Source organism: Rhizobium sp. AAP43 (genome assembly GCF_001296045.1).
GTDB lineage: Bacteria > Pseudomonadota > Alphaproteobacteria > Rhizobiales > Rhizobiaceae > Allorhizobium.
This window is the reverse complement of record NZ_LJHS01000044.1, coordinates 1-22,886: the sequence shown is the minus strand read 5'-3', so window position 1 is coordinate 22,886 and position 22,886 is coordinate 1. Positions and strand designations below refer to the sequence as shown.

24 protein-coding genes are annotated in these 22,886 nt (G+C 59.8%); 9 read left to right on the top strand and 15 right to left on the bottom strand.

Annotation, left to right across the window (positions count from 1 at the left end; all coding sequences use genetic code 11):
• Positions 1–103: 103 nt before the first annotated feature.
• From IP76_RS18865 to IP76_RS18850, 4 genes are all read left to right on the top strand, one after another.
• The gene (locus IP76_RS18865; RefSeq protein ID WP_082352624.1) at positions 104–757 is read left to right on the top strand and encodes an HD domain-containing protein; all 654 of its coding nucleotides are present in this window, start codon (positions 104–106) and stop codon (positions 755–757) included.
• 8 nt (positions 758–765) lie between these two features.
• Positions 766–1,611, top strand: coding sequence for an MOSC domain-containing protein (locus IP76_RS18860; protein WP_054159789.1), 846 nt, complete (start codon positions 766–768; stop codon positions 1,609–1,611).
• Positions 1,612–1,727: 116 nt separating this feature from the next.
• A complete protein-coding gene (locus IP76_RS18855; protein WP_054159788.1) occupies positions 1,728–2,951 on the top strand; it encodes an MFS transporter in 1,224 nt (407 codons plus the stop codon).
• Between the two features lie 404 nt (positions 2,952–3,355).
• The gene (locus IP76_RS18850) at positions 3,356–3,610 is read left to right on the top strand and encodes a hypothetical protein (RefSeq protein ID WP_054159787.1); all 255 of its coding nucleotides are present in this window, start codon (positions 3,356–3,358) and stop codon (positions 3,608–3,610) included.
• Here the strand turns inward: IP76_RS18850 and recO are convergent.
• Together recO and IP76_RS18840 are read right to left on the bottom strand one after the other, a co-directional pair.
• Entirely contained in the window at positions 3,538–4,311 is a 774-nt protein-coding gene (gene recO / locus IP76_RS18845; RefSeq protein WP_054159786.1) for a DNA repair protein RecO, read from the bottom strand. The genes IP76_RS18850 and recO overlap by 73 nt on opposite strands.
• A 41-nt stretch (positions 4,312–4,352) precedes the next feature.
• Complete coding sequence (locus tag IP76_RS18840) at positions 4,353–4,985, bottom strand: TetR/AcrR family transcriptional regulator (protein WP_197278382.1); 633 nt, start codon at positions 4,983–4,985, stop codon at positions 4,353–4,355.
• 106 nt (positions 4,986–5,091) lie between these two features.
• Between IP76_RS18840 and IP76_RS18835 the strand changes: the two genes are divergently transcribed.
• Positions 5,092–6,261, top strand: a complete 1,170-nt coding sequence (locus IP76_RS18835; protein ID WP_245281510.1) for an AbrB family transcriptional regulator — start codon at positions 5,092–5,094, stop codon at positions 6,259–6,261.
• A gap of 6 nt (positions 6,262–6,267) precedes the next feature.
• On the opposite strand, the gene era is transcribed toward IP76_RS18835, so the two are convergent.
• The 8 genes from era to rpoZ form a co-directional block, all read right to left on the bottom strand.
• On the bottom strand, positions 6,268–7,209 hold the full coding sequence (gene era / locus IP76_RS18830; protein WP_054159784.1) for a GTPase Era: 942 nt from the start codon (positions 7,207–7,209) through the stop codon (positions 6,268–6,270).
• A 9-nt stretch (positions 7,210–7,218) separates the two neighbouring features.
• Positions 7,219–7,941, bottom strand: coding sequence for a ribonuclease III (gene rnc / locus IP76_RS18825; protein WP_054159783.1), 723 nt, complete (start codon positions 7,939–7,941; stop codon positions 7,219–7,221).
• Entirely contained in the window at positions 7,938–8,675 is a 738-nt protein-coding gene (gene lepB / locus IP76_RS18820; protein WP_054159782.1) for a signal peptidase I, read from the bottom strand. The genes rnc and lepB overlap by 4 nt, the downstream gene beginning before the upstream one ends.
• Positions 8,676–8,768: 93 nt before the next feature.
• Complete coding sequence (gene acpS / locus IP76_RS18815; RefSeq protein WP_054159781.1) at positions 8,769–9,176, bottom strand: holo-ACP synthase; 408 nt, start codon at positions 9,174–9,176, stop codon at positions 8,769–8,771.
• On the bottom strand, positions 9,177–9,758 hold the full coding sequence (locus tag IP76_RS18810; RefSeq protein ID WP_054159892.1) for a DUF2062 domain-containing protein: 582 nt from the start codon (positions 9,756–9,758) through the stop codon (positions 9,177–9,179).
• Between the two features lie 126 nt (positions 9,759–9,884).
• A complete protein-coding gene (locus tag IP76_RS22910; RefSeq protein ID WP_082352613.1) occupies positions 9,885–10,034 on the bottom strand; it encodes a DUF3563 family protein in 150 nt (49 codons plus the stop codon).
• Between the two features lie 227 nt (positions 10,035–10,261).
• A complete protein-coding gene (locus tag IP76_RS18805) occupies positions 10,262–12,490 on the bottom strand; it encodes a bifunctional (p)ppGpp synthetase/guanosine-3',5'-bis(diphosphate) 3'-pyrophosphohydrolase (protein ID WP_054159780.1) in 2,229 nt (742 codons plus the stop codon).
• A 96-nt stretch (positions 12,491–12,586) separates the two neighbouring features.
• A complete protein-coding gene (gene rpoZ / locus IP76_RS18800) occupies positions 12,587–12,988 on the bottom strand; it encodes a DNA-directed RNA polymerase subunit omega (RefSeq protein WP_054159779.1) in 402 nt (133 codons plus the stop codon).
• Positions 12,989–13,281: 293 nt separating this feature from the next.
• Here rpoZ and IP76_RS18795 point away from each other — a divergent pair, with 293 nt between their 5' ends.
• Positions 13,282–13,866: an NYN domain-containing protein gene (locus IP76_RS18795; protein ID WP_054159778.1), complete on the top strand. Its 585-nt coding sequence runs from the start codon at positions 13,282–13,284 to the stop codon at positions 13,864–13,866.
• 249 nt (positions 13,867–14,115) lie between these two features.
• Here the strand turns inward: IP76_RS18795 and IP76_RS18790 are convergent, their stop codons facing one another.
• From IP76_RS18790 to IP76_RS18780, 3 genes are all read right to left on the bottom strand, one after another.
• On the bottom strand, positions 14,116–14,535 hold the full coding sequence (locus tag IP76_RS18790) for a DUF3830 family protein (RefSeq protein WP_054159777.1): 420 nt from the start codon (positions 14,533–14,535) through the stop codon (positions 14,116–14,118).
• 4 nt (positions 14,536–14,539) lie between these two features.
• Positions 14,540–15,016 (bottom strand): SsrA-binding protein SmpB, encoded by a 477-nt coding sequence (gene smpB / locus IP76_RS18785; RefSeq protein ID WP_054159776.1) that lies wholly within the window; start codon positions 15,014–15,016, stop codon positions 14,540–14,542.
• A 130-nt stretch (positions 15,017–15,146) separates the two neighbouring features.
• Positions 15,147–15,944, bottom strand: coding sequence for a hypothetical protein (locus IP76_RS18780; protein ID WP_156318644.1), 798 nt, complete (start codon positions 15,942–15,944; stop codon positions 15,147–15,149).
• A gap of 505 nt (positions 15,945–16,449) precedes the next feature.
• Between IP76_RS18780 and IP76_RS18775 the strand changes: the two genes are divergently transcribed.
• Entirely contained in the window at positions 16,450–17,433 is a 984-nt protein-coding gene (locus IP76_RS18775; RefSeq protein WP_054159774.1) for a hypothetical protein, read from the top strand.
• Positions 17,434–17,539: 106 nt separating this feature from the next.
• Here the strand turns inward: IP76_RS18775 and dapA are convergent, their stop codons facing one another.
• Positions 17,540–18,424, bottom strand: coding sequence for a 4-hydroxy-tetrahydrodipicolinate synthase (dapA, locus tag IP76_RS18770; protein WP_054159773.1), 885 nt, complete (start codon positions 18,422–18,424; stop codon positions 17,540–17,542).
• A 220-nt stretch (positions 18,425–18,644) separates the two neighbouring features.
• On the opposite strand from dapA, the gene IP76_RS18765 reads away from it, so the two are divergent.
• Entirely contained in the window at positions 18,645–20,753 is a 2,109-nt protein-coding gene (locus tag IP76_RS18765) for a transglycosylase SLT domain-containing protein (protein WP_054159772.1), read from the top strand.
• Positions 20,754–20,894: 141 nt separating this feature from the next.
• Positions 20,895–21,755, top strand: a complete 861-nt coding sequence (locus IP76_RS18760; protein WP_054159771.1) for an alpha/beta fold hydrolase — start codon at positions 20,895–20,897, stop codon at positions 21,753–21,755.
• Positions 21,756–21,855: 100 nt separating this feature from the next.
• Here IP76_RS18760 and IP76_RS18755 read toward each other — a convergent pair whose 3' ends face one another.
• Positions 21,856–22,869 carry a porin gene (locus IP76_RS18755; RefSeq protein WP_054159770.1) on the bottom strand — a complete coding sequence of 338 codons (1,014 nt, stop codon included), beginning with the start codon at positions 22,867–22,869 and terminating at the stop codon, positions 21,856–21,858.
• Positions 22,870–22,886 lie beyond the last annotated feature (17 nt).

Here is a 22,886-nt window from a genome sequence, read left to right as displayed (position 1 = left end):
TGTCAGTTTGGCACTTTCCGGGTGGACGACGCTGAAAAGCGTCGTAAACCTCTCTCCTTCCAAGCGCGCCCCGGCGGGTGGGCCGACCGACAAGGGAGACATCGTGACCGATCAGCTGACTGCGGCCGACTTCGCGCCACATGCGGGCCTTGCCGCCAATCTTCTGCCCCATGCCACTGAAGGCGATGATGGTTCGCACGATCTCGCCCATATCCACCGCGTCTTTCGCAATGCCATGCGCATCCACGCGGAGGAAGGTGGCGATGGTACGGTTCTCGCTGCCGCCGTGCTGTTGCATGATTGCGTGGCAGTCGAAAAGAACTCGCCGCTAAGGGCGGAAGCTTCGCGGCTTGCGGCGGACAAGGCATCCGGCATTCTCGCGGCCCTCGGCTGGGAAAGAATGCAGATTGCAGCCGTCGCCCATGCGATCCTGACGCACAGCTATTCTGCGGGCATCCCTCCGAAAAGCCTTGAAGCGAAGATTCTCCAGGATGCCGACAGGCTGGATGCGATCGGCATGGTGGGTGTGGCACGCTGCTTCTACATCGCCGGCCGCATGGGATCGGCGCTCTATCACGCCGGTGACCCGGATGCCGACAACCGGTCGCTCGACGACCGGCGTTATGCGATCGACCATTTTCCGGCGAAGCTGCTCAAGCTTTCTGCCGGTTTCCAGACCGAGGCCGGCCGCAAACTGGCCACCGAGCGCCACAGTCGACTGGTCGAGTTTCTCACTCTTTTCCGCGATGAAATCTGAGGCACGCCATGCAGATCACCGAACTCGTCGTCTACCCCTTCAAGAGTGCGCGCGGGATCGCTGTGCCGAAGGCTCGCATCGAGGCCATGGGCCTTGCCGGTGACCGGCGGATGATGCTGACCGATCCCGACGGGCACTTCATTACCCAGCGCGAATTACCGGCCCTTGCAGGGCTGACCGCCATTCCCGGTGCCGCCTATGTCACCCTAAAGCTAGACGATGGCCGCGAGATGATGGTGGCGCCGCCGCAACCGGACCATCGGCAAAAGGTGGCCATCTGGAGGTCGATCGTCGATGCCGCCGTGGCCGATGACAGCGTCAATGCCAAGCTCTCAGACTGGTTCGGTCGGCCGGTTCGGCTCGCGTTCATCGATGGCGAAAGCCGGCGGGAAGCAAGCCCCGAATGGGCGGGCCAGGGAACACCGATGGGATTTGCCGATGGCTATCAGATCCTCGTTACCACGACCGGCTCGCTCGCGGCCCTCAATGCGGACATGGAGCAGCATGGCGAAGGCGCAGTCGGCATGAACAGGTTCCGGCCCAATATCGTGCTCGACTGCGACGCGCCCTGGGCGGAAGATCGTTGGGCTGGCATCGAGATCGGCGGCATTCAGTTCGACTTCGTCAAGCCATGCCCGCGCTGCATCATGACAACGCAGGACCAGAAGAACGGCTCACGCGATGGCGCCAATCCGATGCCGGCCATGGGCCGGATCCGCATGTCGGCCGACCGACGTGTTCCCGGCCCTTTGTTCGGCTGGAATGCCGTACCGCGCGGCGAAGGCACAGTTCAGGTCGGCGACAGCGTGACAGTTACAGGAGAACGCGAGGTCTGGGCGATCAAGCAGCGCTGAACACGCGCCCGCCGGACCACCTGACGCCTATCAATTCTACTGATGAGGGCTTCATCAAAAGGCGTTTTTCGTCGTGGCAATCGTGATCTATGGTCTGCGCGACACAGGAGAGTCCCATGACCAAAGCCGCCAGCCGTCCTGCCATGCCCTGGCTGATCATCCTCGCCGGATCGCTGATCGCAGTGATGACCTTCGGGCCGCGCTCTGCCATGGGCTTCTTCCAACTGCCAATGCTCGCCGATCGCGGCTGGGATCGCTCCACATTCGGACTTGCCATGGCTTTTCAGAACCTGTTCTGGGGCCTGAGCCAGCCCTTCTTCGGCGCACTGGCTGACAAGTATGGCACCGGGCGTGTGCTGGCGAGTTCCGGTGTGCTCTACGCGGCCGGCCTCGTGATGATGGCCAATGCGACGGCCCCGATCTGGCTGCATATCGGCGGCGGCGTGCTGGTCGGCACGGCCATCGGCGCCGGCTCATTCAGCGTCATACTCTCGGCTTTCGCCCGCAATGTGACACCAGAACAGCGCTCCATGGCGTTTGGTATCGGCACGGCTGCGGGTTCTGCCGGCATGTTTCTCTTTGCGCCGCTCAGCCAGGGCTTCATTTCCACTTATGGCTGGTCGGACAGTCTCGTCATCCTCGCCGTAATGATGCTTGTCATCCCCCTGCTCGCCTTTCCGCTGCGCGGCAATGCGCAGTCGGGCACGCAGTCGGGCAACCAATATCAACAGACGGTGCTTGACGCCCTGAAGGAAGCGCTGACACACAGAAGCTACCTGCTGCTGACCACCGGCTTCTTCGTCTGCGGCTTCCAGGTGGCTTTCATCACGGCGCATTTCCCTGCCTATCTCGGGGATATCGGCATTGAGCCGCGTTATGCGGTGATTGCCATGGCGCTGATCGGTTTCTTCAACATCATAGGTTCGCTTGCCGCTGGCTATATCGGCCAGCGGTACTCGAAAGCCTATTTCCTGGCGCTGATCTATATCGGCCGCTCGATCATCGTGACACTGTTTCTGCTGCTGCCGCAGACACCACTGTCCGTCGTCATCTTCGCCGCCGTCATGGGCCTTCTCTGGCTGTCGACCGTGCCGCCAACCAATGGACTCGTGGCCGTGATGTTCGGCACACGCCATCTTGGCCTTCTTGGTGGACTGGTCTTCCTGTCGCACCAGATCGGCTCCTTCCTCGGCGTCTGGCTCGGCGGTTTTCTCTACGACCGCCTCGGCAGCTACGACCAGGTCTGGTGGCTGGGTGTGGCGCTTGGCCTCTTCGCGGCTACCGTGCATTGGCCGATCCGGGAGGCCGCCGTGGCCCGTCCCGCCCCCAGCCCGGCATAATTTGGCCCAAACTGAGATTATTTTTCGACAATTCACTCATGCCGGATCTTTATTCCGCATGATGCGCCGCACAACGACTGTCACAGAAAATTATTTTATTTTTTGCGGACACCCCGTTGACGGATTCGCATCTGACACCTACCTTGTGGCAGCTAGTTGAGATTACCGGCACACAACCTTTCAATGGTCGCAAGAAAGCGTGACCACAGCCAAAGATGGAGGACAGCGAAATGCAAATCGTATTTCAAAATGCCGCCCGATCCTGGCCGTCTGCCCCGCGCCTGGTGATGGCGAAGCGCCATTACTGCCACGCCTGTCGAATGTGACGCTGAACAAGCTCTGACATCAACAATCGGCATTATCTGAAGCTCCGTGCGCAAACCGTACGGGCGGGGAATTACGTTATGAAAAAGCAAGTTATTGAATATGCCGGTGTTCCGGTCGGCATCACTGTTCCCGATGGCAACCGGATCAAGTTCATCGCCGTCAAATACCCCGTCATCGATCTCGATGGTGGCAGCTATGACAGCGTCCGCGACCTGCAGGCCGCCATTCACGAGCATGTATCGAAATCAGCCGAGGAAGATCAGGCTGTGTTTCTGGGTGCAGCCAATGATGTGGCGTCCAACGAGGCACGCAGCGTCTTCAACGCCGCCTGACAGAAGCCTTCGCGTGCCGCGCCCGGTTCCAGCCCGCGCGGCACGTAAACATGTCGATCAAGGAAGAAAGCCGTTAGCTTGAACGCCTCTATGAGGCTTTCCGGATCGGCACCACGCCGCGTGCCCGGCGCAAGAAAACCGGGCAAGGCGAGCATCTTGTCAGCCCAGGGCGCCCCTGCATCGCGACTGACTGCGCGACCCGATTTCGGGGACACGAAGGCCAGATCATCGCGCAAGCCAGTGGCTGCGCATTCTTCCAGGTCCAGCCCAAAACCGAGATCATTCAACAGCGCCAGCTCGAAGCGGACGAAGAGCTCACCCGCCGTTGCCGGTTCCTGAAGGTGATCCAGAATGACATCCAGCGCTTCGAACAGATGCGGATGCGGATCGCGCTCCGGCAGCAGGCGCAGGAGGGCGGCGAGCGCCTGCACGCCATAGACTGCCGTTGCACTCTCCATCAGCCGCCCTGCGCGCAAGACGAGCGGCTCTACACGGTATTCCCCGATATGCTCGTCGAGGCGGGCACGCCAAGTGACTTCCAGCCGGTTGCCCGGCTGCAGCACCGGCTGCATGTTGCGCGACCGACCAGAACGCACCATGCCCAGATGGCGGCCACGCTCACGGGTCATCATTTCGGCGATGACGCTGGTTTCGCCATGTCGCCGCACACCGAGCAGAATTGCTTCATCGGTCCATTGCATGGAATGGAGTCTACCTGAAATCGCCTGGAAACGACAGCCCGTTACGCGGGCTCCCCCAACCGGACGAGATAGTGGCGAACCCAGCCGCGCCACTGCTCAAGCGCCTCGTTCTTGGACGGATATCGTTTTTCTTCATGCAGTTGCGCCAGCGACTTCATGGCCTGAAGGAGGACAATAGCGACAGGCTGAGCCTTCTCCTCTGTCCAACCAGGACGCCAGGTCAGCAAGATCTTCGCAATCTCGCGGCGCAGGCTCTCGCGCAGCACGCCAGGGCGAACACCGGGTTGCTCCCAGCGCGCATCGAGAAGACTGAGGGCGAGGCTGCGCTCGGCTGAATGCGACACCAGAACGTCGAGCAAGCGATCGGCGAGGCGCTGTCCGTCCAGCTGATCCGCCTCCGCCCGGATCCGCTCAAGGGCTGCCTCCACATGCTCGCCGTAACGGGCCACAAGGGCATCGGCCAGAACATCCTTGTTGGGGAAGAACTGGTAAAGCGAACCGATCGGCGCGCCGGCGCGAGCAGCTATCTCGGTCATGGTTGCGGCCTTGTAGCCCTGCTCCGCAAAGACGGCCGCGCCGGCATCAAGCAGTTTCGCGACACGGGCAATGCCCCGCTTGCGCTTCGGCTCCTTGGCGATTGGCTGTGTCGGTGAACTTGACTTATGCGAGGTCATTCTCATAAAACTCGTTTTGTGAGGGCGATCTCATTTATTCGATCAAATGCCGCCAGCGTCCAGTGTTTTCGAAACGCACGGCCTCAGACGAAAGACGCAGACGGTCATGGCTGAAGACGAGCGCATGGAATCAAAGCCCCAGGGCACGTCCCCTCTCATGCCTTTGGTCACGCCTTCGGCCGAACAGCCTGCCACCCCGCCTCCGGGTCTGCTGACCTCCCTTCCCTCACAGCTGCGTTGGGTGATTCTGCTCGTTATCTCGGTGGCCATTTCAGCCTTGCTCCATTTTGCCCAGATTCCAGGCGCGCTGCTGATCGGGCCTATGGCGTCAGCAATCCTTGTGGCGACCAATGGTGCGCGACTTTCCGTGCATCGCTATCCCTACATCTTCGCGCATTCGCTTCTCGGCTGCATCATCGCGCGCGCGCTCGATGTCGAGACGCTGAAAGCCGTCGCGCTCGACTGGCCTGTCTTCCTCGCCATCGTGATCGCCGTGGTCTCCGCAAGCAGTCTTCTTGGCTATCTAATTGCCCGGGCAGATATCCTGCCAGGCACGACGGCCGTCTGGGGGACATCTGCGGGCGCGGCCTCCGCCATGGTGCTGATGGCCGAAGCGCATGGGGCCGATGCGCGGCTCGTCGCCTTCATGCAGTATTTGCGGGTGGTGTTCGTCGCGACGGGTGCAGCAATGATGGCAGCCTTCGTTTTCAACATTGAAGGCGGCGTGGCGCGGGAGACGGTCTGGTTTCCGGAAACAGACTGGCTTGATCTCGGCTTCACGCTCATCGTCGCAGTGCTTGCGGCATCCGTGGGCGCGCGGCTGAAGATCCCGGCCGGCACGATGCTGTTGCCGCTGGCGGCCACCACGATCCTACATGTCCTAGGATATATTACGCTCAACCTGCCGGCCTGGCTGCTTGCACTTGCCTACGGCATTATCGGCTGGCGGGTGGGCCTGACCTTCACCCGGCGCATTCTGCGCCATGCGGCGAGCGCCCTGCCCCAGATCGTCGGCTCCATCCTGGTGCTGATGACCTTCTGTGGGGGGCTTGCATTTCTGTTGTGGCGGGTCATGGGTATCGACCCGCTGACGGCCTATCTAGCGACCAGCCCGGGCGGTCTCGATTCGATCGCAATCATTGCGGCGACGACCGATGTCGACATGTCCTTTGTCATGGCCCTGCAGACCATGCGGCTGATCATCATCATTTTGATCGGGCCGCAGATCTCCAGTTTCGTTGCCAGCCGCATCACGCCAAAAGGCCAACGCGGCTGACGATCATCAGTCGCGCGGGAATTCAAGACCCATTTCGCGGAAGCGTTCCGGGTCATTGCCCCAGTTTTCGCGCACCTTGACGAACAGGAAGAGATGAACCGTCTGCTCGAGGATCTCCGACATCTCCTTGCGTGATGCGGTCGAGATGGCCTTGATCGCATCGCCGTTCTTGCCGAGCACGATCTTCTTCTGGCTGTCGCGCTCGACATAGATGACCTGCTCGATCCGGACGGAGCCGTCCTTTCGCTCTTCCCACTTCTCCGTCTCGACATGCGAAGAATAGGGAAGCTCCTGATGCAGGCGCAGGAACAGCTTCTCCCGGGTGATTTCGGCCGCCAGCTGGCGCATCGGCAGATCGGAAATCTGGTCTTCCGGATAATACCATGGACCTTCCGGGAAGGTGTCCGCCAGATAATCCATGATATCGTCGCAACCAGAGCCCGTTGTCGCGGAAATCATGAAGGTGCGGTCGAACTTGACGGCCTCGTTGGCGGTGGTTGCCAGCTTCAGCAGCGCTTCCCGCTCGACGCGGTCGATCTTGTTCAAGACCAGGATCTTCGGCTGCGGCACATCCTTCAGCGCTTCCAGAATCGCTTCGGCGTCGCCGCGCAGGCCTCGTTCGCTGTCGATCAGCAACAGGATGATATCGGCATCCTTTGCCCCACCCCAAGCCGAAGTGACCATGGCACGGTCGAGCTTGCGGCGCGGCTTGAAGATGCCGGGCGTATCCATGAAGACGATCTGGGCGTTCTTGTGTATCGCAATGCCGCGCATGACGGCGCGCGTCGTCTGCACCTTGTGGCTGACGATTGACACCTTGGCACCGACGAAGCGGTTGACGAGGGTCGACTTGCCAGCATTGGTCGGGCCGATCAGGGCAACGAAGCCGGATCGGGTCGGGGTGTTGACGATGGCTTCGCCGCCGTCCGGGGTCTCTGTTTCGGTCATAGCATCCAATCAGTTGGCGTTCGAGGCTTTGGCCCAGACGCCTTCGCGTTCGAGTATCTTTGTGGCGGCTACCTGTTCGGCGGCCCGCTTGGATCGGTCTATGCCGGTCTCCGGCTGGATGCCGGGGATCTCGACGATCACCGTGAAGCGGGGATCATGATCCGGTCCGGAGCGATCGGCAACCTTGTATGTGGGCGGCACACCAAACTTGGCATGCGTCCATTCCTGCAATTCGGTCTTGGCATCACGCCGAGCACCCTCTGCGCGCTTGGCACGCTCCGTCCAGTATCGCAGGATGAAGCTGCGCGCGGCTTCGAGGCCGGCATCGAGATAGATCGCCGCAATCAGGCTTTCGACGACATCGGCGCGAACGTTGAGCATGTTCTTGGCCGTGATCGCCTTAACGTCGGCACCGGTGCGGATAAACCGATGGAGCTGCATCTCATCAGCAACGGACGCGCAGGCTTCGGCACTGACCAGCTGATTGAAGCGGACCGACAACTCCCCCTCCGTCGCATTGCGGAAGGTGGTGAAGAGAAGTTCAGCAATGCAGAACCCGAGGACGCGGTCGCCGAGAAACTCCAGCCTTTCATAGTCGCCACCGCTTTTCGACGACTGCACGCTTGCATGGGTCAGCGCGCGGGCCAGACGGTCGCGATCGGCAAACTTGTGGCCGACCGCGTCCTCCATCATAGACCACTGCTCTTCGCTGAGGCCCTTTTTCCGGTTCATTCGACAACCTTGAACAGACGATCCCAACGCATGTTGGCCGGCCACTTCCAGACTTCGCGGAACGAGATGTCGTTACCGAGCGAGAAGAAGATCAGCGAGGCCTTGCCGACAAGATTTTCGGCAGGCACGAAACCGACGTCGAAGCGGCTGTCGAGCGAATTGTCCCGGTTGTCGCCCATCATGAAATAATGGCCGGCGGGCACGACGAATTCGCGGGTGTTGTCGCCACGGGTATTCTGCGCCTGGTCGAGCGTGTCGAAGCTTACACCATTGTCGAGCGTTTCGCGAAAGACGGGCACGTCGGTACCCGGATCCATGCGGTAGTCCGAGGTAAAGACGCCGTCCTCGACCTTGGGGACCGGCTTGCCATTGACGTTCAGAATGCCGTTGACCACCTGGATACGATCACCCGGAAGACCGATGACGCGCTTGATGTAATCAATGCTCGGATTGGGCGGGAAGCGGAAGACGGCGATGTCGCCACGCTCCGGTTCGCTGCCAAAGACGCGACCTTCGAACAGGTCCGGCGAAAACGGCAGAGAATACTTCGAATAGCCGTAGGAGAACTTGTTGACGAAGATGTAGTCGCCAACCAAGAGCGTCGGCATCATCGATCCGGAGGGAATCGTAAAGGGCTGGAAGAAAACGGTTCGGATAACGACCGCCAGCAGAAGAGCCTGAATGATGACCTTGATGTTTTCCCAAAGGGCGCTTTGTGTCTTTTCTTCGCTCACGCGGATCGGTTCCTTCTTGCGAAAATCCTGCTCTCTCTAGTCCGTTCGCGTGGCTGCGGCAACCGTGAAGCCAAGCTTTCGGCCGGCGTCAGGTCACGGCTGCGCGACCGGACGGGCTTCGATCACGACGAAAGCCTGGGCATAGGGATATTCATCGGTGATCGTCAGGTGGACGTAAGGGACATGCCCTTGCGGCAGGAGCGTGGCAAGAAGCTCCGCGGCACGCCCGGTCAACTCCATGGTCGGCGAGCCGGATGGCTGATTGACCACCCCCATCTCCGCCCAGAAGACACCACGCGCGATGCCCGTGCCGAGTGCCTTGGCAGTCGCCTCCTTGGCAGCGAAGCGCTTGGCATAGGAGGCTGCCCGGTCCTTGCGGCCTTCGGAGCGCGCCTGCTCGGCCTCTGTAAAACAGCGGGCGGTGAAACGCGCACCAAAGCGCTCGATGGACTTTTCCACCCGGCGGATGTCGATGAGGTCGCTGCCGATACCGATAATCATTCAAATACTCTGCTCTTCAAAGGCATGGGCCATGTGCGCGCGGGCGCGGTCTGCCAGACGCTCGCGCCTGCGGCGCTGAAACGTCGCAACCATTTTGTAGGTTACCGGATAAATGATGATGCCGGAGACAATCGCAAGCGGTACAGCACCGACCAGCATCGGCTTCAGCAGCGGCTCCCAGAGCTTTGCGGCCCCAACAGTCGTGAACAGGCTTTCGAGATCGACCCTGCCACCGCCCGACGTCTCACCGCCAAGAATGTGATGACCAACTTCCCAGGTGACTGCCCAGATGAAGGGAAAGGTCAGCGGATTGCCAAAGGCCGTCCCCAGGGCAGCAGCGATCAGGTTCCCAGCCAGGAGATAGGCAACGGCGAAGGCGAGCAGGAAGTGCAGGCCGATGAAGGGCGTCCAGGAAATGGCGATGCCGGCTGCGAAGCCTGCAGCCACCGCATGTGGCGTGGCTGTCAGTCGCAGGACGCGTCGGCGGACATAGTGAAACGGCCGGGAAAAGCCTTTCCTCGGCCAGAACAGCTCTTGCAGCTTGGCCTTGAGCGGCAAGCGTGTGCGACGACGAAACAGCATGGTGATCATGTAATGGATCGACCATGGGTCCTGCAAGTCTGGGCCATCGGTTCGATGCCACCGAAAACGCAAAACGCCGGCAAAGGCCGGCGTTCCATCCATCAAACTCTGTCCGCCGGGCCGTGATCAGCCGCGACGGAAGAGGCCACGATCGATTTCGCGCTGGCGGTATTCCAGATCGACCATGTCACGCGCACCGTTGAGGTACATCATTTCACGCTCTGCAACGCTGGGAACGCGGAGGGCACGGGCAAATCTGCGGATCGGAGTAAACATTGTTCAGTCCTCGTTTTGCTGTCTTCATTTGTTGAGCTGAACATAATGTTGCGACGCACACGGCACCAGCGCCAAATACCCGCATCAGCCATGCGTCGAGCGCATGACGAGCTAACCAAGGTTTACTATTTGGGCAATTCTGTGCTGAAAAAGCAGGCTTTTTACGTCCAACTGGACATTCATGCGCCAGATGCTGCGGCGCACCAACGCCGCAACATCCAAAGTGCTTAATCGTAGACGCGCTTGACCGTCGAAATGCAGTCGAGCTGCTTCAACTCGCCAATCATCTGATTGAGCTGCCGCAGGTCCCAGACCTCCAGATCAAGCCCCATCTCGGTAAAATCGGTCGCCACGCGGATCATGTTGAGCATCCGGATATTGATGTCGAGGCGAGCGACGCACTGCGCCACCGTCGCCAGTGTGCCCGGCTCGTTCAGCGCATTGATCAGGATGCGGGCGACAAAACGCGACTTGTTCGCCTCGTCGAGATCCCAGCGCACATCGATCCAGCGCTCCGGCTCGTTTTCGAACCGCTGAAGGGCCGAGGCCTGGATCGGATAGATGGTGATTCCCTTTCCATCCTGCACGATGCCGACGATGCGATCGCCCGGCACGGCGCCGGCCGGGGAGAAATGCACCTCTGAATTGCCAGACATGCCGCGGATCGGCAGAGGCTCCGGCCCGTCGCCGGCGGTCGGCACGATACCCTTGGGGTGGGCCGCTCCCGGGATCTTGAAGACCATGCCATTGGCGCTGTTCATGGCAAACCAGCCCTCGTCCGAGGATGGTTTCACCGTGACCCGCTCATCCTGATAGTCTGGATAGACGGCACGCAAGACGTCGAGCGAGGAGGTCTCACCACGTCCGACAGAGGCAATCGCATCCTCGACCTCGCGCTGGCCCAGCCGATGCAGGACCGGCTTCAGCACTTCCCGCGAGAACACCTTGCCGGCGCGCTCGAATGTACGCTCGAGAATGCGCTGGCCAAGGCCGGCATATTGCTTGCGGATCGCCATGCGGGTGGCGCGACGGATGGCAGAGCGGGCTTTTCCGGTGACGACGATCTCCTCCCAGGCCGCCGGAGGCACCTGAATGCCGGAGCGGATGATCTCCACCTCGTCACCGTTCGACAGGCGGGTGACCAGCGGCATGATCGAGCCGTTGATCTTGGCGCCGACGCAGGTATCGCCGACATTGGTGTGCACGGCATAGGCAAAGTCGATCGGCGTCGCACCGCGCGGCAGCGCGATCAGCTTGCCCTTGGGCGTGAAACAGAAGACCTGATCCTGGAACAGCTCAAGCTTGGTGTGCTCCAGGAATTCTTCCGGGTTGTCGCCCTCGGCCAGCGCCTCGATCGTGTGGCGCAGCCATGAATAGGCGTTGCTCTCGCGCGACAGAAGCTCGCCAGCCTCGCCGCCCTCCCCGTCCTTGTAGAGACTGTGGGCGGCGATGCCGAATTCGGCGATGTCATGCATGCGGCGCGTGCGAATCTGCAGTTCGATTCGCTGGCGCGACGGACCAACGATCGTGGTGTGGATCGAGCGGTAGTCGTTCTGCTTCGGCGTCGAGATGTAATCCTTGAAGCGCCCCGGCACGACGCGCCAGCGCGTGTGCACGATGCCAAGCGCCCGGTAGCAGCCCGGGATGTCATCGACGAGAATGCGGAAACCATAGACATCGGAAAGCTGCTCGAAGGAGAGCGACTTCGACTGCATTTTCCGGAAGACGGAATAAGGCTTCTTCTGCCGTCCCTTGACGGAGGTGTTGAGAAGGCCGTTGGCGACGAGAAGGTCGCGCAACTCGTCCTCGATCTTGGTAATCAGCCCCTCGTTGCGGGTCGAAAGTTCCGACAGGCGGTCGGTCACCGTCTCATAGGCTTCGGGGTTCATGTAGCGGAAAGACAGGTCTTCCAGTTCGTCGCGCATATCCTGCATACCCATGCGGCCGGCGAGCGGCGCATAGATGTCCATCGTCTCCTCGGAGATGCGGGCGCGCTTGTCGTCGCGCATATGCTCAAGGGTACGCATATTGTGCAGGCGATCGGCGAGCTTCACCAGGAGCACACGGACGTCGTCGGAGATGGCGAGCAAGAGCTTGCGCAGGTTTTCCGCCTGCTTGGCCTTCTTGGTGACGAGATCGAGTTTCTTGATCTTTGTCAGTCCCTCGACGAGGCGACCGATGTCTTCACCGAACAGTTCGTCGATCTCGGCGCGGGTCGCAGAGGTGTCCTCGATCGTGTCATGCAGGAGTGCGACGGCTATCGTGGACTCATCCAGATGCATGTCGGTGAGGATGGCGGCAACCTCAAGCGGATGGGAGATATAGGGGTCTCCGCTGGCGCGCGTCTGCTTGCCGTGCTTCTGCATGGCATAGACATAGGCCTTGTTGAGGAGAGCTTCGTTGGCGTCGGGCTTGTACTTCTGAACCCGCTCAACAAGCTCGTATTGCCGCATCATTCAAGCGTCCCCCGGAAACGAAAAGCGCGCCAGCCGACATGACTGGCGCACACAATCCAACTGCTCCCGACAGACTTACGTCCGACCGGTTGACGATTAGTAATCGTCGCTCTTTTCTGGCGGCACAAGCCCTTCGATGCCAGCCAGAAGATCTTCTTCCGACATCTGGTCGAAGGTGAGCGTCTCGGGCAGTTCGTCCTCTTCGTCGCCCTTGCCGGCCGTACCGGTATTGGCGAGCATCGAGCTCGGCTCCTGCTCCGGCTCGTCGACTTCGACGTGCTTCTGCAGCGAATGGATGAGGTCTTCCTTCAGATCATCCGGCGACAGGGTCTCGTCAGCGATTTCGCGCAGCGCCACGACCGGGTTCTTGTCCTTGTCGCGATCGATGGTGATCGGCGCCCCTTGCGAAATCTGCCGAGCGCGATGGCTGGCGAGCAGCACGAGCTCAAAGCGGTTTTCGACTTTGTCGATGCAATCTTCAACGGTGACGCGGGCCATAGCCTGTCCTTTACGGTCGTGAATGTATGGAATTGAGGGTTGCGATACAATCAATGGACAGGAAATTCAAGTTTTTCGTGCTCGCCCGCCTCTCACGGTCCTGTTGACCCCAAAAAGATCACGGATACAACCGGTTTCAACCACAAGCTGCTTGGAATACCCCGGGTAGCACACTAAATAGTCATTATATGATCACTTCATAATTTACAGGAGTGTTCATAAGTGGAGGGGCAACGTCTTGTTTTTCATTGCCTTTAGCCATATTGCCTCTATTGGATTTAAGGATATCGGGGATGTTCGACCCACGCGAAAAAATCGCTCTCTTTATTGACGGCGCCAATCTCTATGCCGCTTCCAAGAGCCTCGGCTTCGATATCGACTATCGCAAGCTTTTGAAGGCATTCCAGAAGCGCGGCTATCTGCTCCGCGCCTATTACTACACGGCGCTGATCGAAGATCAGGAATATTCGTCCATCCGTCCGCTGATCGACTGGCTTGACTATAACGGCTACAAGGTAGTGACCAAGCCTGCCAAGGAGTTCACGGACTCCATGGGCCGCCGCAAGGTCAAGGGCAATATGGACATCGAGCTGGCGATCGACGCCATGGAACAGTCCGAAACGGTCGACCATCTGGTGCTGTTTTCCGGCGACGGCGATTTCACGACGCTGGTCGAAGCCCTGCAGCGCAAGGGCCGCAAGGTTTCGGTGGTCTCGACCATGTCGACCCAGCCGCCGATGATCGCAGACGACCTGCGCCGCCAGTCCGACCATTTCATCGACCTGATGACGCTGAAGGCGGAAATCGGCCGCGACCCGAGCGAACGCGGCGCACCCCGCGTCGCCGAGCCTGCGACGGTGAGCGAAGACGAGCACTGAGGGCTCGCCCTCCGATTTCAGGTCACAAAAATCCCCTCCCCACCCCCTCCCCACAAGGGGGAGGGGCTTTCGCGTCGCGTACACCTTTGTCGATATAGCAAGCGGTTTGCCGGCACCTCATCGTGTGGAGAGGACACGCGGCTTCCCTGCTCCACCTACAATCGACGTCCGCTTAGCGGAGGCGGAGACAGCGAGGCCGAGTTAAGCCCTCCCCCTTGTGGGGAGGGTTTGGGAGGGGACTTTCTTTACTTACATCGCCTCGAAAGCGATATCCTGCGCGCCCTGCCACAAGATCATCTTGCCCATGGCCTCCAGCTGCTCCGCACCCTTCACGACCGTCAGAAAGTGATTGCCGGCGAGCACGCCCATCTTGCTGGCAAATTGCGAGCTGCCATAAGCAAACAGCAACTCCGTCTCACTGAAGCCGCCGGGATACAGCAGAATGTCGCCGCGCGAGGGATGGGCGGTGTGGTTTTCAAAGCCGGCACCGAACTGGAAATCGCCGAGCGGCACCCAGACCGCCTCGCCCGACCAGCGCGAATGGATCGCCTGGTTGCGGAACGGCAGGAAGGTTTCGAAGATACGGCAGGTCTCGGGCGCCTTTTCCAGCTCGAACCGGGCTTCGAAGATGAAGGGGCCGACGGTGACCTTCAGATGGGTGAGCGCCATGGGATCAACCCGTCTTCATCAGGCGCTGCTTCTGGCGGTTCCAGTCGCGTTCCTTCTCGGTCTCGCGCTTGTCATGCAGCTTCTTGCCCTTGGCGAGCGCCAGCTCCAGCTTCGCCCTGCCCTTCTCGTTGAAATAGATCTTGAGCGGCACGAGCGTCATGCCCTCGCGATTGATCGAAACGCGCAGGCGGTTGATCTCGCGCTTGGACAGAAGCAGCTTGCGGCGGCGGCGCGGCTCGTGATTGAAGCGGTTGGCCTGCAGATATTCCGGCAGATGCGAATTGATCAGCCAGATCTCCTCGCCCTCATCCGAGGCATAGGATTCGGCAATATTGGCCTTGCCCTCGCGCAGCGACTTGACCTCCGTGCCGGTCAGCACAAGGCCTGCCTCATAGGTGTCGATGATCTCGTAGTTGAACCGCGCCTTGCGGTTTTCCGCGACGATCTTGTTGACGGTGCGCTGCGAGCCTTTGGGGGCCATGGTCTTGTCTTCCGTTTCGCCCGGTATTTTGTCGTGGTCTTCGCCATACGCGGGCGGGGCGTGGCTGTTGTCATGGATATGTAATGGAGGATGGGGGGGAAATAAAGGTGGGGGGAGAACGGTCGATAGATCAGAGGACCGCAACTGAGGACCAGAAGTCCTTGCGAGGAACGCAGACGCCAACGATTTTGACGAGATACCTCTCAGGCGCCATGATCGGCTCGAAGTTCATCGTGGCGAAAGACCAATTGAAAACTTCGAAACCTGAGGTTCGCTTCACCTGCAGAATGCGATGGAAGTACCACGCGTCTGCATTTTTGTAGCCTGTCCGGGTTGTGTAGAGCGAGAAGGCCCTTTGAGAGGACCATGACACGGGGGAATAGCTCCCGTCATGATGTTCCGCCACGCACATAGGCTCACCGAGTGCAATCGAGTTCGAACGCCAGACGGCAATCGGCACGGTCGCCAGAGACCACATGGCTGCACATGTGGGGATCATGAATAGTGTGAACGACAGCCGGCGGAACACTGTGCCAGGACCATGCCGCGCAATCAGAAGCACCGACGCTGAAACTGCCAAGGTCAGCGTCGCCCCGTGAAGCAACACCATCGTGGCGCCACCGCCCGCAAAAATGGCACCGCCCATCGTTAGGATCAGCCCATACAGTCCGACAAAGATCGCCAAGACAACAGCGAGAAGCCGGGGCAGACGCAAGGCAGTGCAGCTGAAAACGGTGGCCAGGACGAACGGCACAAGGGGCGCAATCGCAACGGCACCGGCGGTTGCCGCGACAAGGAAAAAATACCCGAGACGAGGGCTCTGTCCGCCCCCTGACAACTCAGAAAGCTGCTGCAGATAGCCCAGGGCAACCAGAACAGAACATGCCGGGAAGATGATGGATAACCGCAGGCGCAATTTTTCCCTCATTCATTACATCCCGATCCAGCGCAACGGCATGTCTTCGCTCGCTTGGTGTCGAGCTGAAGCTGTTAACTGAGGATGGAAGGCGAATAAAGGCAATTCGTGTTCTGCCGGATCACGCGGAGTGTTTGCTTGTCGCCGAGGAGGAGGCGATTTACCGGTCTTGAGCCGCGCAGCCACTTGTAGCACGCATCGGTCACGTTGGGCAGGAATGACCACAGCGGGTGATGGTCAAATCTTCCGTTTCGCCCGTGGTTTTGTCGTGGTCTTCGCCATACGCGGGCGGGGCGTGGCTGTTGTCGTGGATATGTAATGGAGGATGAGGGGGGAAATAAAGGTGGGGGTGTGATTGGAACATTGTGGTCATTGATGCGCAATACCCACTTAGAACACGCTATGCTCGTTCTCACTGGAGGCGATCAGTCTTCCCGAATCCGGCACTCGCATGTCATCATGTAGCCAGAACGTGAAAGACAATCGCCCACCCCACTGCTTACCATCAGGGGCTCACATGTCGAAGCAAGCACTTCCGCAAATCGAATTCGCAAAACGTTATATAGCTGTCGAGGTGTCAACCTTCACAGCTTGGTCGGCCATCGCTAGGCTTGAAAGCCTATTGGAAGACATCCGTTCCGTTCGCACGGTGCTCGAGCCTCAGTTAAAGCAGCGCTTCGCACCAAGCTCGTTTGAGTTCACTGCATATTATCGAGTGGGCTTTGTCACCTGCCTGGAGTGGCACGCGAAATCTCGACTATACGATATGTATTGTTTTTCTCCGGGAGTTATCCGCAGTGATGATATCAAACAAGCAATCAGCAACGACAAGTTAGCCCAGATGGTTGCTGAGGGACTCACCATCCCCCACCTTATCGCAAGCTCTACCGGTATATCTTCTAAAGAGAAATATGTCGCAGCAATCAGTCGTGTATTCGAGTCGCTCGGGATACATAAGGACGCGCTATCGGCCATACTAAACCGGGCAGTTGACGACCTTTCGATCGGCCAACTGCTAGACCAACTCTTTGTTGAAAGAAATGAGCTGGTTCATGAAATTGGAATAGGTACGATTGGACATCCTAATGTGCGCGATTGCGAGAGCTTTGAAGAAGCTCTACTCAAAGGTGAGCGTATCCTAAAAATGCTTCAAGAAATCGAGCACACAATAAGCACGCGAGCGCCGGCAAATTTTCCAAATCAATTAGGACCGGATGGCTATCCGATGGATGAGGTTACCATTCTACTAGACGCTATCAAAACGCGGGAGGAGAAAATTGGCGCCGTAGCTAAAACCGAAGCAGAATTCGAAGCATTTATATCTTCAGATTGGGAGGAACTTGCCTCTCAAAACAGAGCGACGTTGGAGGCTCAATTGCAGTTCATAGACGGACTGCAACTGGCGGGCTTGCGCTACTATGACGTCCGACCATTTCTGAAATTGACCTTGCTAAAGCAAAATTTAGCATTTCTAGACCAACTAAGTGAACAGGTGCTCTGAGAGCAACAAATTGCAAAGAACAGTCTGCAAGATCTGAGTATATCTATCTTGGAACAACACCCACCCCAAAAAAGGCCGGCGTCTCCGCCGGCCTTTTGTCATTCCCTCAATTCATCAGTCCCGCATGGACCATGGCCGCGTCAATCGCAGCTTCCGTTGCCGGTTCAAGCGTTGCCATCAGCGGCAGGCGGACATTGCGGTTCATGCGGCCGAGGCGGTTGAGCGCGTATTTTGCGCCGCAAAGGCCGGGCTCGATGAAGATGGCCTTGTGCAGCGGCATCAGGCGGTCTTGCAGTTCAAGCGCTTTCACAAAATCGCCGGCCCTCGTTGCGGCCTGGAAGTCTGCACAGAGGCGCGGGGCGACATTGGCGGTGACGGAAATGCAGCCGACGCCGCCATGGGCGTTGAAGCCGAGTGCGGTCGCATCTTCGCCCGAGAGCTGGACGAAATCCGTGCCGCAGGTGATGCGCTGTTCGGAGACGCGCTCGATCTTGCCGGTCGCATCCTTCACGCCGACAATGTTCTTGTGGGCTTTGGCCAGCGCGCCCATGGTTTCTGGCGTCATGTCGATCACCGAGCGGCCGGGGATGTTGTAGATGATGATCGGGAGGACCGTTGCCTCGGCAATCGCCTTGTAGTGGGCGAACAGGCCCTTCTGGGTCGGCTTGTTATAATAGGGAGTGACGACGAGCAGCGCGTCTGCGCCGACAGCTTCGGCGTGCTGGGCAAGCTCGATGGCTTCCACCGTGTTGTTGGAGCCGGCACCGGCAATGACGGGTACGCGCTTGGCCGCCGCCTGAACACAGAGCTCGACGACTCTTTTGTGTTCGGCATGCGACAGCGTCGGGGATTCGCCCGTGGTGCCGACCGGGACCAGGCCGGTGGAGCCTTCCGCGATCTGCCATTCGACATGGGCGAGAAAGGCTTGCTCGTCGACGGCCCCCGTATCGGTGAAGGGCGTGACGAGTGCGGGAATGGATCCCTGGAACATGCAATGAACTCCCACGGGCCGACATTCACGCTTCGGCCGCATTCCTGAATTAAATCGGCTGCACATTACTTCGCAGCTTTTGGTGCGACAAGCGCATGTTCAACGGTTTTGTGACGGAATCCGCAAGGATTGGCCAGGCCGCCTTTTCCGGGTTCGACAAGATTTCGTTAACCTTTAGACCCGCCTATTGGCAATATGGTCGCAAATTTCGGGTGTGTGGATGAAAAGAGCCGTCCTGTTCGCTTCCATCGTCAGCTGTGGCGTTCTCGCCTCGGGTGCGCTGGACGTCGCGCGAGCATTGTCGGACATGCCATCCTTGCCAGAGGATGTGCCCGTGCCACTGAGCAAGCCGCTGGGATTTGCGCCAACCAAGGCCATGCCGCCCTCATTTGACCTGCCGTCTGCCGAGACCACCGGCACCATTCCGCGAACGAACCGGCTTCCCGCCGTCAATCCGGATCTGAAGGCGGGGCTGGATGCGCTTTCCGCCAGAGATGGGGCGGGTGCGGTTGCCATCCGCAACCGGATGGCCAGCGGGCTGGATCGGCACATGCTGACCTGGTCGATTGCCATGTCCGGCCTGCCGGAGATTGCCGCGGAAGAGATTGCAGCGGCGAGCCGCGAGCTTGAGGGCTGGCCCGGTGCCAAGACGTTTCGCTCGAATTCCGAGCGCGCGCTTTTCAAGGCGAAGCCTTCGGCAAGCCTAGTCCTGTCTGCCTTCGGAACGACGGCGCCGGAAACGACCGAGGGGCAGCTGCTGCTGGCCCGTGCCCATGCCGATACCGGCAATGCGGCCGCGGCCAAGCGCATTATCCAGCATCTCTGGCATGATGAAGTGCTCGAAACCTTCTGGGAAGACCGGATTTTGGCCGATTTCGGCGGCATGCTGGACAAGGCCGATCACCGCCTGCGCATGGAGCGCCTGCTTTACAAGGACCGCGCCAGCCAGGCGAAACGCTTTGCTGCACTTGCGGAAGCAGACCCACTGTACACGGCCTGGGCCGCGCTGATTGCGGGATCGGCCAATGCCGGCGACCTGATCGGCAAGCTTGAGGCCGCATGGGCCAAGGAGCCTGCGGCTCTCTTTATACGCATCGAAAACCTGCGCAAGCAGCAGAAATACGAAGAAGCCGCGACACTCTTTGCCCGCATGCCGAGGGAACGCGAGCGGCTGGTCGATGCGGGCGCCTGGTGGAACGAACAGCGGATCATTGCCCGGGGGCTTGCCGATCTCGGGAAAGCGCGCGAGGCCTATCAGATCGTCGCCAATCATGTTGCGACCGATCCCGCAGATATTGTCGATGCCGAGTTCCATGCCGGCTGGTATGCGCTGCGATCGCTTCATAACCCGACGCTGGCTCGGCCTCACTTCGAGCGGATCCTTGCGGCATCTGACCGCCCGCTTTCTCAGTCGCGTGCCTATTACTGGCTCGGCCGTACGGCGGAAGCAGCCGGCGACAAGGCGCGGGCCGACACTCAATTTGCCCAGGCTGCGCGTCATGCCAGCACATTTTATGGACAGCTCGCGGCCGCTCGCCGCGGCGCGTCCGGCCTGACCATCCCCTATCCGGCGCCAAGCAACACCGAACGCGAGCGCTTTGCCGGTCGCGAAGCGGTGCGTGCCATCGAACGTTACGAGGCGGCGGGGCATGGCCGGCGCGCGCAGGGACTTTACAAGATGCTGGCCGAACAGCTTGATAGTCCGGGGGAACTTGCGCTTCTGGCGGCGCGGGCGGAAAAATCCGAAGGCGGCCATCATCTGGCGCTGCAGATCGGCAAGACGGCTTATGGCCGAGGGATCGATGTGCCGGCGCTTGCCTTCCCGGTCGGTGTCATTCCAGATGCTGCGGATATTGCCGGCTCCGGCAAGGCGCTTGCCTATGCGATTGCGCGGCAGGAAAGCTCGTTCAATCCCGGGGCCGTGTCGCCAGCCAATGCACAAGGGCTTCTGCAGCTGATGCCGGGCACGGCGCGTGGCGTCGCAAAACGCCACGGCATTGCCTATGCGCCGGAAAAACTGACACGCGATGCCGGCTTCAACGCCACGCTTGGCGCCCATTATCTCGGCGAGCAGATCGACGCCTTTGGCGGCTCCTATATCCTGACCTTCATTGCCTATAATGCAGGCCCGCGCAAAGTGCCGGAATGGATTGGCCGTTATGGCGACCCGCGCGGGAAGTCAATCGACGAGGTCGTCGACTGGATCGAGCGCATTCCCTTCCCCGAGACGCGCAACTATGTGCAGCGGGTCATGGAGAACTATCAGGTCTACAAGACAAGGCTTGGCCAGAAGACCGACATCGTGCACGATCTGCGCTTCGGGCGCTGAATGAAGTTCTGTCGCCTTCCAATCTTCCGCCATCTGCGCCGGCAAAATCGCTTCGCAGTCTTGCTGGAATTGCACTAGCATTGTCCCTATCCGGTTTCGAATGCTGTCAGCAATCGGTATCACAGAGGGGAGATGGCCTGCATGGTGGATGTCGAGGATCGCTTCATCACGGGTCCGGACAGTTTGCGCCTGCATCTTCGGCTTTATGGTGTGTCCAATGGCGGGACCCCGGTTGTGTGTCTGCCAGGTCTGACCCGCAACCTTCTCGATTTTGACGGGCTTGCCCATATTCTCGCCGCCTCCCCGCATGGACGTCAGGTCATTTCGATCTCGTCGCGCGGACGGGGGCGATCGGATCGTGATCCGGACCCGACCCGTTATACGGTACCGGTGGAAGCCAGCGATGTTATCGCGGTGATGGACGCGCTTTCGCTGAACCAAGCCGCCTTTATCGGCACCTCGCGCGGCGGCCTGATCCTGCACATGCTCGCGATGACACATCCAGAGCGGATCGACCGGGCCGTGCTCAACGACATTGGCCCGGTGCTGGAAGCGGACGGACTCCGGACGATCCAGACCCAACTGGCAGCCCGAGAGACCCCGGGCACAGTCGATGAGGCAGTCGCCGCACTGCGCCAGGTCTATGGCGTGGAATTTCCGCGGCTGTCAGATCAGGATTGGCGAGACATGGCGGCGGCCCTGTTCCGGAAACAGGATGGCGGGCTATCATCCGATTACGACCCGGCCATCGCTGCGCAAATCAGTGCGATCGACCTCAATGCGCCCTTACCCACACTCTGGGAGGCTTATGAAGGTCTTGCGAAAAAGCCACTGATGGTGATCCGCGGAGAAAACTCGCAGCTTCTGTCACATCAGACCGTGCAGGCCATGGCTGCCCGCAAACCGGATCTCGTTGTCATCCAGGCCGAGGGCCAAGGCCATGCACCGATCCTGCACCTCGCACCGCTCCCCAAGCAGATCGCGGCGTTTCTTACCGCCTGAGCGGGCCACGCATCGGCCATGCTGACGCAGGTTCTAAGGCGCTAAAACGGAAAAAGCCCGGCTAAACGCCGGGCTTTCCCTATCCGATCCTAAGATCGAATTAGAACGAGCGAGTCAGACGGACGAAGCCGGTCCAAGCTTCCGAGCTGTCGTCGGCGTCGAAGTAGTCGACGGTCGCAGCAGCCTTCAGGCCAGTTGCGATCTGGTATTCAGCCAGAAGGCCTACGCCCCATGCGTCGACATTGCTGTCGAAGCCAACGTCGCCCCAGTAGTTAGCCGACGGGGTGATGGTGAGCTTTTCGGTAGCCTTGAAGCCGTAAGCTGCGCCAACGGTCCACTCAGCAACCTGTGCGTAGGTCGATGCGCCAGAAGCGTAACCAGCGTAGAGTTCGAACGTGCCCGGGCCAACTTCAGCCGAGACTTCGCCAACAACGAGGCCTTCTTCAGCGTCGAAGTCGTATGCGCCCCAAGCAGAGATCGTGGCTGCGCCGAGCGAAGCAGAAGCGAAGCCCTGTACGCCGAGGTCGTCGAAGCCTTCGTTCGACAGCTCGTCAACGCCGAGACCAACGGTGAAGGAGTCGGTTGCGTAGGTGTAGGACACTGCATCGAACTTGGCGTCGGTGATGAAGGCGTCGCCTTCAGAAGCCGTGCCAACGTCGTCGAGCCAGGTCAGGAAGTAACCGGCCTTAAAGCCGCCAACCGTGATGTACGCCTGGTCGAGGGTAGCAAGCGAGCCGAGGGTTACGTCGTCGCCGGCAGCGTCAACACCCGAGAAAGTCGAGTCGCTGGTGCCCTGCAGACGGATGTAGGAACCGATCGTGCCGATTTCCGAGTCGTTCTTGGCTTCGAAGACAACGCGAGCGCGGGTCTGGAAGTCGCCGCCGAAGTCAGCGTCGTCAACCTTGGCCCAGTCGTAAGAGAAGCGAACTTCGCCGCCGATCTTGAGGCAGGTCTCGGTGCCGGGGATGTAGAAGTAGCCGGTGCCGAAAGCGTCGCAAACGCGAACGTATTCCATGGGCTCAGGCTCGGCAGCAACGATGGCGTCGGCAGCCTGGGCGCCGGAAACTACAGCGAGAGCTGCAGCGGAGCCGATGAGAAGGCTCTTGATGTTCATTATTGACCTCCAGTCAA